This is a genomic window from Colwellia sp. BRX10-1, assembly GCF_014077545.1.
Taxonomy (GTDB): domain Bacteria; phylum Pseudomonadota; class Gammaproteobacteria; order Enterobacterales; family Alteromonadaceae; genus Colwellia_A.
In genome coordinates, this window is the sequence record NZ_JACGWC010000010.1 from 52,343 (window position 1) to 65,022 (window position 12,680).

General features: G+C 35.8%; 7 protein-coding genes. 4 read left to right on the forward strand and 3 right to left on the reverse strand.

What is annotated here, in order from left to right; all coding sequences use genetic code 11:
• Nucleotides 1–135: 135 nt before the first annotated feature.
• Together H4J75_RS10335 and H4J75_RS10340 are read right to left on the reverse strand one after the other, a co-directional pair.
• A complete protein-coding gene (locus tag H4J75_RS10335) occupies nt 136–4,758 on the reverse strand; it encodes an EAL domain-containing protein (RefSeq protein ID WP_182222079.1) in 4,623 nt (1,540 codons plus the stop codon).
• A 259-nt stretch (nt 4,759–5,017) separates the two neighbouring features.
• Nucleotides 5,018–7,801 carry an insulinase family protein gene (locus H4J75_RS10340; RefSeq protein WP_182222080.1) on the reverse strand — a complete coding sequence of 928 codons (2,784 nt, stop codon included), beginning with the start codon at nt 7,799–7,801 and terminating at the stop codon, nt 5,018–5,020.
• A gap of 218 nt (nt 7,802–8,019) precedes the next feature.
• Here H4J75_RS10340 and sixA point away from each other — a divergent pair, with 218 nt between their 5' ends.
• Nucleotides 8,020–8,493: a phosphohistidine phosphatase SixA gene (sixA, locus tag H4J75_RS10345; RefSeq protein ID WP_182222081.1), complete on the forward strand. Its 474-nt coding sequence runs from the start codon at nt 8,020–8,022 to the stop codon at nt 8,491–8,493.
• 8 nt (nt 8,494–8,501) lie between these two features.
• Here the strand turns inward: sixA and smrB are convergent, their stop codons facing one another.
• The gene (gene smrB / locus H4J75_RS10350; RefSeq protein ID WP_182215041.1) at nt 8,502–9,059 is read right to left on the reverse strand and encodes an endonuclease SmrB; all 558 of its coding nucleotides are present in this window, start codon (nt 9,057–9,059) and stop codon (nt 8,502–8,504) included.
• 282 nt (nt 9,060–9,341) lie between these two features.
• On the opposite strand from smrB, the gene prmB reads away from it, so the two are divergent.
• Genes prmB through H4J75_RS10365 form a run of 3 tightly spaced genes read left to right on the forward strand, consistent with a single transcriptional unit; the run spans nt 9,342 to nt 12,624 of the window.
• On the forward strand, nt 9,342–10,286 hold the full coding sequence (gene prmB / locus H4J75_RS10355; RefSeq protein ID WP_182215039.1) for a 50S ribosomal protein L3 N(5)-glutamine methyltransferase: 945 nt from the start codon (nt 9,342–9,344) through the stop codon (nt 10,284–10,286).
• 53 nt (nt 10,287–10,339) lie between these two features.
• The gene (aroC, locus tag H4J75_RS10360; protein ID WP_070376082.1) at nt 10,340–11,431 is read left to right on the forward strand and encodes a chorismate synthase; all 1,092 of its coding nucleotides are present in this window, start codon (nt 10,340–10,342) and stop codon (nt 11,429–11,431) included.
• Nucleotides 11,432–11,460: 29 nt separating this feature from the next.
• Nucleotides 11,461–12,624, forward strand: coding sequence for an MFS transporter (locus H4J75_RS10365; RefSeq protein WP_182222082.1), 1,164 nt, complete (start codon nt 11,461–11,463; stop codon nt 12,622–12,624).
• Nucleotides 12,625–12,680 lie beyond the last annotated feature (56 nt).

Below are 12,680 nucleotides of genomic sequence, written 5' to 3' on the forward strand. Positions count from 1 at the left end.
AAGCACGTATTATGCCAGAAATCAAAAGCCTTGTTAAATAAGGCTTTCGTGGAGGTTTTTTAGAGGAATTTTCGTATGTCAAAAACTTGTCAGAGACTAAAGTAATTCGTTAGAATTTTATAATGCTAAATGACATTAAAATGACGTTTTCCCAAAGTTGGTTGATGCTTTGGTGATTTGATAAGAAAGTAAGTACTTTTGAAAGTCTCCTTCCGGTAAAGGTTTACTGTATAAATAACCTTGCAGTTGCTCACAGCGTAATCCAGAAAGAAAACTTAGCTGTTGATTAGTTTCAACCCCTTCAGCGACTACTTGCATACCTAAGTTATGTGCAATAGTCACTATAGTGGCAACCATATTACGACCTTGCTCTGACTCTTCAATATCATCAACAAAAGCTTTATCTATTTTTAAGGTATTAAGCGGAAACTTCTTTAAATAAGCGAGTGATGAGTAGCCCGTGCCAAAATCATCTAACGATAAGTGAATACCCATAGCTCGAATTTGCAACATAATATCAATGGCTTTTTGGGGAGAGTCCATAACGGTACCTTCCGTTATTTCTAATTCAAGGTACTTAGCCGGTAATTGACTTTCTTTGAGAATGTCAGCAATCATGCCAACCAAATTAGGCTGGGTAAATTGCACCGCTGATAAATTGACCGCTACCCGACCACTAAATAGCCCGGCATCAACCCATTTTTTAGTTGCAAAACATGACTTTCTTAAAACCACTTCGCCAATGTCAATTATTTGGCCTGTTTCTTCCGAAATAGGGATAAAAGTTATTGGGCTAATGATGCCTTTTTTAGGGGTTTCGAAACGCACTAAGGCTTCCATACCGGCCACTTTACCGGTAGAAATTTCAATCTTAGGTTGATAGAAGACTGAGAAAGAATCTTCTTTTAAACCATGGCGTATTAAGCTTTCAACTTGTAAGCGCTTTACTGCTGCCTTATTCATCGAATCACTAAAGAACTGATACTTATTACCACCATTGTTTTTAGCATGGTACATGGCTGTATCTGCGTTTTTCAGTAGCTCTTGCGGGGATATGCCATCTTCAGGATAAAGTACAATACCTAAGCTACTAAAAAGAACTACTTCTTGATTTCTCAGTTTCAGCGGCTGAGCAATAGTAGTTAACACATCTTTAGCAATACTGGTGATCGTATGAATATCGTTGGTGTTTTCAATAATAATACTAAATTCGTCACCACCTAAGCGGTAAACCGTATCTTGTTTTCTGCCAACAGCTTGCATTCTTTTTGCTACCTGACATAGAAGTACGTCTCCTACTTCGTGTCCCATAGAGTCATTAATCTTTTTAAAGTTATCTAAATCAAAAACCAGTAGAGCATGAGGGGCTTTTTTATTAACTAGCAGAGTTTGATTAGCTTGAAAATATGAACGATTAGGAAGACCCGTTAAGGTATCGCTATTGGCCAATTTACGCAGTTCAGCTTCGGTTTCTTTGCGTTTAGTTATATCAGAAAACACACCAACAAAATGAGAAATACTTTTATTCTCATCAAGTATCACATCGATATTAAGGTCGGTTAAATACTCTTCGCCATTATCACGTTTACTTTCGATTTCATCGTGCCAACTGCCTTTGGTTATTAAGTGCTTTTTTACATCTTTGGTGAAACTTTTTGGATATTGGGCAAACTCTAAGGTTATACCAAGCATTTCTTTACGCGTTTTTTGGGTAATACGTTGGTAAGATTTATTGACATCAACAATATTAAAAGCACGATCGTATATAACAACCGCATCAGAAATATTCTCAATACACTTGGCAAATAATTTTAAACGTTCGTCAGCTTTTTTTATTCGGCTTATGTCTTTTAAAGTACCTGTCATGCGGGTTGGGGTGCCTTTCTCATCGCGTTCGACTATTTTTCCGCGGTCAAGAACCCATATCCATTTATCATCTTTATTTTTAACACGATAGGTCGCTTCAAAATGGTCGGTATCGTTATCGAAATGGTCGTTTATTGCATCACGAACTCGCGCGATATCATGTTCGTTAATATTTGTTTTGTCTGAGCCGACGTTACGTTTACCATCTTGTGGAAACTCTAAGATCCCCCAAATATTTGAGCGATATATCTTGCCAGTGATTATATTCCAATCCCACATTTCATCACCACTTCCCCATAAGGAAAGTTTTAAACGCTCTTCACTCTTTTGAATTTGTAAATGATATAAACGCTTATGGCGCATTTGCTGAATCACGTAGCCAACCACTAGAAAGAACAACAAGGTGTAAACAATAATAGCGCTTTTTGAAAGCCACCAAGGGGCAAGTATATGGATGTTTAAGGTGTTCACTTCACTTTTAGCTGTACCTAATAAGTCATAAGCTTCTACTTCAAAGTTATAGTCACCAGCACTTAGATTGGTATAAGTAGCAAAATGCTTATTTTTACCTGCATTTATCCATGCTTTTTCTAGTCCTTTTAGACGGTATCTATAAGAAAGTTGGTTAGGAAGTCTGGAATTCGGTGAAGTAAACTCAATAGTAAAAGGGGATTGTTCATGTCTTAATGTCAATACCTCTAGATTATTGATATTACTATTAAGGGTGAATTCTTTGTTGGGTTTTCTTGTTTGAGTAAATGTTTGTACATTTATTTTTTTATTTGCAATTAGTAAATCGATAAATACGGGGGAATTAATTTCTTGTTTTATATTTATAATTTTTGAAGGAAATAACAGGTGGAAACCATTGTTTCCACCAAAATAAATTTTATCATTTGCAGTTTTTAATGATGAATTCCAAATAAATTGGCTATCAGATAAATGTAAGTCTTCGTTAAAATTACTTATTTTTTTTGTATTTGGATAGATAACAGTAATAGCACCGTTGGTAGATAACCAAGCATTCTCTGCTTCATCAATCTCAATTGAATCTATAGAATTATTGAATAATCCATTACTTTCATTAAAATAGTCGGTTTTTTTAGTTTCTTTGTTGTACAGAATAATGCCTTGTTCAGAGGTTAACCAAACCCAGTGGTTGTATGACTTTATGCTCCTAACATCAATCATAGATAAATTATCAATATTTAATAAATCATGATAAATAATCGTATTTTCAACAATGTTGCTAGAGGTTATTTTTAAACTTATCAATTGGTTGTTGGATGAAAAAGTCCATAAAGTATTATTATTATCAATGTGTATCGATTTTATTTTATTTAAGTTTTGATCTTTAATTGTGAAGCGGTTAAATTTTTGAGTATCTAAGTGATAATTTGCTAGTTGTCCGTTTTCATCAACAAACCAAATACTATTATTTAATAGATTAGGTGTGTAATTTGAATCGTAAAGAGATTCTTTTTGCCATAAAGTTATTTCAGTTATTGTATTTTTATTTTGAGAAAAAACAAATAATTTATTTGAAAGAGTGGTTAACCATAAGTTGTTATTATTATCAGTAATTAGTTGATAGATATCCTCATTTTGAAGTATCTCTTTTGGGATTTTTTTTCCTATTTTATCTATATAATTAAGCCCTGACTCTTGTGAGTAAAACCAAATTGTTCCATCTGTTGTTTCTGCGAATGAAGTTATTGAATTAGTAGATGTTCCAGATAAGTAATGAGAAAAGTTTAAGCTGTCTTTTAAGAATAAGTTGACCCCTTTACCGTAAGTTCCTACCCATAAATTACCAAATTGGTCTTTGAAAACAGAATTAATCCAATCTTCAGGTGAACTTTTGGCTTTTGTATCACTATAATATGAGGTGATTATATTGTTTTGTAAATTAATAATATTTAAACCATTGTCGGTTCCTACCCAAACAGTGAATTCGTCAAATTGAGTAATACTGCGAACAGTATTGGAAATAAGTTTATTCGATGGGTGGTTCAGATGGTATCGGTCAATGAGGTTATAATTTTGATCTAGTACATAGATACCTCTTTCTGTTGCTAGCCAATAGTTGTTATTGATTTCTTTTATATCAAATAATGAATTAGCCGGAATAGTAATGTGCCATTTGTTATTATTTTTTTGTAGAGAAGATGAATAATTAAGATCTTTATTTGCTAAATAAATACCATTGCCATATCCGCCGAACCAAAAGTTATCATTAGAGTCTTGAAAAATTGTATATATTTCTTTAATTTCATCTTCAAGACTATGAATCTTTATTCGTTTAAAATTATTACTAGCTGGATCATATTTCTGAATACCATTGGTTGTAGATATCCAAATATTTTCTTTCTTGTCTTGATAAATATCCCAGATCAAATCATCTTTAAGTGATTCAGTATTATTTTCTTGATGGTAATAGTTTTCAAAGTTATCAAGTTTAACATTATATTTACTTAAACCTACTTTAGTCGCAACCCAAAGAATACCATTGTTATCAACAAAAACCTTACGAATAAAGTTATGAGCAATTGAGTTAGGATCTGCTAGATTTTTTCGATAATGGACAAAATTTTTGCCATCATATCTATTTAGGCCATCTTCTGTGGCAATCCAAATGAAACCATCATGGCCTTGTGTAATGTCAAAGACATTATTTTGGCTTAAACCGTCAGCGGAGAGTAAGTGCTTAAACTTTAAAGCGGCTTGGCTGGATAGTGAGGTGTTTTCTGCAATAAGGTTTTCTGTTGTTGCTGTTGTTTGTTCAGCCAAAGCACTTTGGATACCAAATATTAACGTGAGAGTGAGTAAGCATAAAATGCGGAATAACTGTTGGTATTTTATCAGATGAGTTTTTGGAAAAAAATTAAGCACAAATACAACCTTGGATAGAAGCTTCAATTAGGCTTATTTACACCACTCATAATATAAAATAGAAGAAAAATATTTATAATGAATTATTTGACCGTTTGAACGGTATAAATTAAGCAAGCAATTTTATTATTTTTGTTATTTATATTGCATCAAGCCACATTAAAAATCATGGCTAGAGCTAAGTCAACTTATTTACCCTTATATGAATAAGATACTCAGATAAGTTAATATCATTAGCCCTAATGTTTTATCGGCAGGTTTAGTATTTTCTTTGACAATTTTTTAATTTTTTTTCAATACTTTCATTGTGCTGCAATGTTTTCTCATCATTTTCGGCAATGTTTTCTTGGTAACTTGCTAAGGTTATCCTGTCGGTATTGTTGTTAAATAAAAGTTGTTGAGTAAAGAAGCGACTAATATCATCAATCGTCAATGATAAAATAACATTGATCAATTGTTGTTTCTCATCGAAATTCGTCTCTTTATTACAAATAGCGGCCCAAAATCGTTGGCTCTTTATTCGCAAACTAGAGTCTTTTTCTTGTAATTGACTCGCCAAACCTTGTTGAATATGTTGCCAATCTTGCTCAGATAACAGTGTTAAACTGTCCTGTGCTCTATTAATAAACTCGTTTATTTCTTTTACTAAAACAATGGCGTCAACGTGCGGTGACTGTATATAGAAAGCGATACCTGGATAACGATTAATAGGAATGAAGCCAACCCCTACCAGATAACCAAATTGTTTTTCAGTGCGCATTTCTTGAAAAAATAGGGGTGACAATATTTGGCTGGCGATCATCGTTATCGCTATTGTTGTTAAATCTTTTCCTACGAACGGGTAATACACCACGGCAGCATGATCATGTTCTGGTAAATGCAAAGGAAGGTGAATGTCACCTTGGTCTTCAATATCAAGAACAGGTACATTAACGGCATACTTATCTGAATAATGATGACTAAATGCTGCCTTTAATTGTTCACTAAATTTCAACGCATGTTCAGGTAACCAATTGCCATGCATTAACGCCTCAATAGTTATCTCATCAAACAAGCGTTCTCTAAAGGAGACAAACTCTTCAAAAGAAGTGTTTTCTAGCGCGTTAGCGAGAGAACTACTGGTTGGGTTTTTAGGTTGCATTGTTGAGCTAAGAATCGAAAATAATTGTGAAATAGATTTACTGGTTTGCGCGTTATGCCAGTGGTTAATCAATTGTTTTTTAAATAACTCAAACTTTTCTTCAATGAAGTTCTCAGTGACTAGACTTATCAATAACTGTTCGAGTAACTTGTCTTGTTTAGTACTAACCCCTGATAGTTGTAGAGTAATACCACCTTGGTGCGAAAATAAATGGTAATGAATTCCAGCTAATTCAGCATCATAATGCTGTTCAATAACAGCATCGCTATACAAATCAACAAATAACCGTGTCATTGCAATATGTTTGCTGTCTTTTATCGTTAGGGGGGCATCAATACCTATGTAAATATAGCCCTTGGGGACAATAAAAGTACTGTCTTGTTTAAACCATACAGATAAACCATCAATTTTTTCAATTAATTTGGGGGTTTTATTACCCTGCTTAGCAACAGGTTGACACGGATATATTTTGGGCTCTTCGACAATATAAGGATTACTTAGCGGCAAAGAAAAATTAGCTGTTAATGCTTCATTTTCCCAAGTGTTAATTTGCAGTTGAGTTATTTTTTCAATACTGAAAGGGACTTGGTACCAAAAACTATTTTTATCAAATTCATTTTGCGCACTAATATGAATAATGCGCATATTGCTTGCTGATAAATAGCCCAACAAGACATTGATTTCTTGTTGTTGCATACCATCCATTATGTAGTCACCGTAAATATAATCTTCGGATCCGTAATGCTGCATGTTAATAACTAACTGACAAACAGAATCTAATGGTTTTAGTTTTTCTTGGTGCTTGAACGCTAAATTAGCGATTGCCTGCTTTTCTTGATAATAAAACTCATCAACAGGTTTGCTCTTCATTAAATTTAGGTAAGAAAAAATACTGCTAATGATTTCGTTAATATGTTGCTCACCTAATTCAGTAAGCGAAATACTTAAATTGAAATCTTTAAAGTTTGAACCATTTACTCCTGAACCAGCGGTTAAGCTAAGTGCCCAACGCTGTTTTTTAAGATAAGACAATATACTGCCTTTACCCTCATGACCCAGTAAATAGGTCAAAATAGATTCTGGTTTGTTACGGTAGTAGGGATCAATGCTGGGCATTGCAAAACTAACAATAAGTTGCCTGTCATTCTTTACCGGTTTTACATTAATTTTTATTTGTTGGTGTTCAGGTAAATAAAGCGGTATATCTATTATTTTGGGGCTTGAGGTTGCGGCTTTTATATCGGTAAATTTATTCTTTGCTAATTGTGATAACTCATCAAGTGACTGTGGGCCCTCTAATACAAGTGTCATTATGTTGGCACGATAATGCTGTTGAAAAAAATCACGTATTTCGGTTGTCAGATCGCTTTCTTTTCTGTCGGCTAGTGTATCAATTGAACCAACCGAGAATTTTGAAAAAGGATGGGCTTGATTAATAGTCTCTTTGTGAACATCGTATAGACGACGAATATCGTCTTTAAGTTTAAGTTTAAATTCAGCATCAACATTCTGGCGTTCTTTTTCAACAAACTCTTGTGAGAGTAACGGACTGATAAAAAATTGGCTAAAACGATCTAAAGCGAAAGTAAAATGTTGATGTTGGATATCAAAGAAAAAACAGGTGTGCTCAGTTGCTGTCCATGCATTATTACTGCCGCCATGTTGACTAATATATTTTTGATATTCACTGCCGTCTGGATAAGACTTAGTGCCTAAAAATAGCATGTGTTCTAGAAAATGGGCTAAACCTTCACGGTTGCTGGGGTCACTAAAGTGGCCAATATTTACTGCCAATGCTGCAGCTGATTTATTGGTTTGTTCGTTGTGAACTAATAGAACACGCAAGCCATTAGCTAATGTTAAGGTTTTATATTGCTTGTTGTCATTTGGGCTTTTTTTCAATATCGGCTCCGGCAAACACTGCAGCAACCTCATTTGTGACGAACACTGGAAAGGTAAGCGTTTGTTTCTAAGATTATTTTAATTATCTAGTTAAATTACCTGAAGCACCAACTAGAGTCTATTGTATTCTTAATTTATCTATTAATTATCTATACTATAGACTGAAATAAGCGCTAAAATGCCATCGATTTGAAAAAATGATGTTATTTGGAAAATTTATGCGAATATTTGTAATGCGACATGGTCAAGCTCAAGCAATGGCTCCTTCTGATAAAGGTCGTGAATTAACTGCCGTTGGTCAACGTGAAGCTGAAATGATGGCAAAGAAATTGGTCCATCAAAAAGAGCATTTTGATGCTATTTTTGTTAGCCCTTATGTTCGCGCTCAACAAACCGCAAAAATTGTAAAAAACATCTTAGCAACAACAACAACTCTAACCACGCTTGAATTTATAACGCCAGAAGACTCAGCTCAACAAATGCATAATTATATTGATGTCACTTTCATCGATAATGCCCAGGCAAATGTACTTATTGTTTCACATATGCCTTTGGTCTGTTATTTAGTGGAAGAGTTTACCTGTGGTCAACATGCGCCGTTATTTGAAACTGCCTCTATTGCGGTTATTGATTATGATATAAGTACCGCGAAAGGGCAGTTAGTTTCGCATACGACACCCAACAGTCTTTAGCGCTTTGGTTAGATAATATCAGCGAAGCGATCATTAAGTTCAACTAAAACCAATAATGCGCCATTACCACCCCACTCAAGTGGTGCTTGATGAAAAGCCATTACGTCAGGGTGTTGCACTAGCCAATGTGGGACTTTATTCTTTAGTACCTGTGAACCTAAGCCATGTACAATACAGACACACTTCGCATGTTCTTTTTTACAAGCAAACATTAGCGCGGCAATTTCTAACTTGGCTGTTTTCTGATCTAAACCATGTAAATCTAAAATTAAATCGGGTGCGTACTGACCGCGTCTTAAATTTTTAGCCTCAAAGCTGTCAACATCTTCACGCACATATTTCATCGGCCCTTGCTGATTCAGATTTGGTTCAAACTCATCAGAAAAGTAGAACTCAGCATGTTGTTTTTTCTTCGCATCTGCTTTGTTTTTTCCAAGATGTAAAGATTGATTTTGGCTTTGCTTTTTTATAGGCGCAATTTTATCTTGCACAATTGGCTTTACTTTACCAATAGCCTGCATAAATAAATCTTTCTCATCGGGTGTCAATGCGTCTTTAAATTTCATCTTGGAAACTACATTCTTACTTTAAGAGGGAAAACAATTCAAATTCTAAAAACATCTGTGGGCAATAACAAGCAAAAGGTTATAATACCCAGTAAATTAACTCAATGATCAATGTTAATGCTCTAAATATCCAAAAACAGCGTTGCTTTTAATCCCAATAGCCAGCTATTAGTCAATCAATCGTCTTGTTCTTGAAAATTTATCTTCATTTAAATTTGCACCATGAATTAATTTAATTGTTATAGTACCCCTTATAAAACTTGTTAAATAAAGAGAGTAAATGTGAACGAAGTTGATTTTTCACCGATTAAGGATGAACTGTTTACCATAGGTGATTATCTACGGTTTGCCACCAGTGAATTTAATCAAGCCGAGCTTTTTTTTGGTCACGGTACTAATAATGCGTGGCATGAAGCTATAACTTTAGTGATGTTCGCTTTAAACTTGCCAGTAGAGTTAAATGAACAAGTGTTTAATTGTCGTTTAACATCAACTGAAAAATCAGCGGTATTGGCCTTAATTGAACGACGTATCGTCGAACAACTGCCGGCTGCATATTTAACCAATCATGCCCAGTTTGTTGGCTTACCCTTTTATGTCGATGAGCGGGTTTTAGTGCCACGCTCCCCTATTGGTGAATTAATAGAGCAACACTTTTCGCCAAATTTTTCACCCGAAAATCCACCTAAACGTATTCTTGATTTATGTACGGGAAGCGGCTGTATTGCCATTGCTTGTGCGGTAGCGTTCCCTGAATCCGAGGTTGATGCGCTCGACTTATCAATTGATGCATTAAATGTTGCACAAATTAATATTGAAAATCATGGTTTAACAGAACAAGTTATTCCAATTCAATCTGACGTTTTTTCTGGGGTTGAGGGGCTAAGTTATGATTTAATCGTAACCAACCCACCTTATGTTGATCAAGAAGACGTTGACGCATTACCGCAAGAATACTTGCATGAACCTGAAATGGGCTTAGGTTCGGGTGTCGATGGCTTAGATATTGTTCGTGAAATTCTTGCTCAAGCGGCGAGTCATTTAAATGAGAACGGTGTGTTAATTTGTGAAGTAGGTAACTCTCAAATTCATGTTGAGCATGTTTATCCACAGGTGCCTTTTACGTGGTTAACCTTTAAAAATGGTGGTCATGGTGTGTTTATGTTGACTAAAGAACAGTTAACAAGCCATCAGAACAGTTTAACGCAAGCATTTGAACAAAAGTAATTTAGCTTATTTACCGTAATCGTGTATTCAAATAATAGAGAGAAGATATATTCATGTCAGGCAATACCTTTGGAAAATTATTTACCGTAACATCATTTGGTGAAAGCCATGGTTTAGGCTTAGGTGCAATTATTGATGGTTGTCCGCCAGGACTCGCCTTATCAGAAGCTGACTTACAAGATGATCTTGACCGTCGTCGTCCTGGCACTTCTCGTTATACTACGGCACGTCGTGAAGCCGATCAGGTTAAAATAATGTCGGGTGTTTTTGAAGGCAAAACCACAGGAACGCCTATTGGGCTGTTAATTGAAAATACCGATCAACGTTCAAAAGATTATGGAAATATCGCGCAAAGCTTTCGTCCAGGTCATGCCGATTATACCTATTGGCAAAAATATGGTATTCGTGACTATCGTGGCGGCGGAAGATCGTCAGCACGTGAAACCGCTATGCGAGTCGCCGCAGGCGCCGTAGCTAAAAAGTACTTAAAAGAAAAATTTAACGTTGAAATTCAAGGGTGTGTTACCCAAATAGGTGATGTTTGCGCAACTAATATTGATTGGGATATTGTAGAAAATAATCCATTTTTCTTTCCTGACGAAACTAAACTTGAAGCCTTAGACGAATTATTGCGTGGTATTATTCGTGAAAAGGATTCTATTGGCGCTAAAATTATGGTGCGAGCCACTAACGTTCCTGTTGGTTTAGGTGAACCTATCTTTGATCGAATGGACGCAGATATCGCTCATGCGCTTATGGGCATAAATGCTGTTAAAGGTGTTGAGATTGGTGATGGTTTTGCTGTCGTCAATCAAAGAGGCTCTGAGCACCGCGATGAGTTAACGCCTGAGGGTTTTGCAAGTAACCACAGTGGAGGCATTTTAGGCGGAATTTCATCAGGACAAAGTATTGTTGCAAATATTGCGATGAAACCAACTTCAAGTATTGGTGTTAGTGGTAAAACCATTGATTTAGATGGTAAAGCGACTGACTTAGTGACTAAAGGTCGCCACGACCCTTGTGTGGGTATTCGTGCGGTTCCTATTGCTGAAGCTATGTTAGCACTAACCTTGATGGATCATTTTTTACGTCATCGTGGACAAAATGCTGATGTCGTTTGTGTAACACCTGATATAGAAGCCTAAGTCGTCTTTATTATTAAATACCAAAAGTGATGACATCAGTTAAGTTCGTCAGACTGTCTTCGAGTTACTTTTGGTATTTTGCTATCTTAGGCTTGATCATTCCTTTTCTACCTGTTTTTCTTGATGCCAAAAGCTTCAGCTCAATTGAAATAGGTGAGATTCTGGCTATTATTACAGCCACTAAAATCATCGGTCCAACCTTTTGGGCTTTTGCCGCCGATAAATCAGGTAAACAATTAACCATTATTCGCAGCGGTGCCTTGTTGGCATTATTGAGCTTTTCATTACTTTTTTGGCTAAATGGTTATTGGCCTGTTGTTTTTTGTTTAGCGATTTTTAGCTTGTTCTGGACCGCTGTTTTACCTCAGCTTGAAGTGCTTACTCTTAATTCTATTAGACGTAGTGCTAAAATTTATGCGCGTATACGCTTATGGGGCAGTATCGGTTTTATTTTCTTGGCTGTGATAGCCGGGGATTTAATTGAACGGTATTCCGCAGATGCTTTTACTTATTTAGGTGTCATTGTGCTGGCGGGACTATTTCTTTCAAGCATGAAACTCCACCCTGCAAAAAAGACTAAAAATCCTGTGCAGCAAATCGAAAAAATCAGCGATAAAATATTCAGTCGCTCATTTATATTCTTTTTTCTTGCTGGCCTGATGTTACAAATGAGTTTTGGTCCTTATTATGGTTTTTTTGCGCTTTACCTTCGTGAGCTCGCTTATCCAGGATTTGCGGTTGGTATCTTCATTACCATCTCGGTATTGGCTGAAATTCTTATTTTTATCTATGCGAGTATATTCTTTCGATACTTCCGACTAAAAACCTTGCTGGCCATCAGTATATTACTCACCTCGTTACGTTGGTTTATGACGGGTAGTTTTGCCGATGTCATTTGGGTACTTGTTTTAGTACAGTGCATACATGCGCTGAGTTTTGGTTTGTACCATAGTGTTTCTATCCAATTTATCCATCAACATTTTAATCACGACCAACAAAATCGTGGCCAAGCTATTTATATCGGTGGTGTTTATGGTCTAGGTGGCGCGATTGGCGCTTATATTGCTGGTATCGTTTGGCAAGGAGGGCAAGGCAGTGAACTTGCCTATAACCTAGCGGCATCTGCAGCATTTATTGGCTTTGTGTTAGTGTTATTCATGCAAGATAGGCAACAAGTTAATGTCAGTGGCTAATACTTATCCGCGTTCTCATCCTTTTATACTCAATATATTTTTCAGCCTAGTGGTTA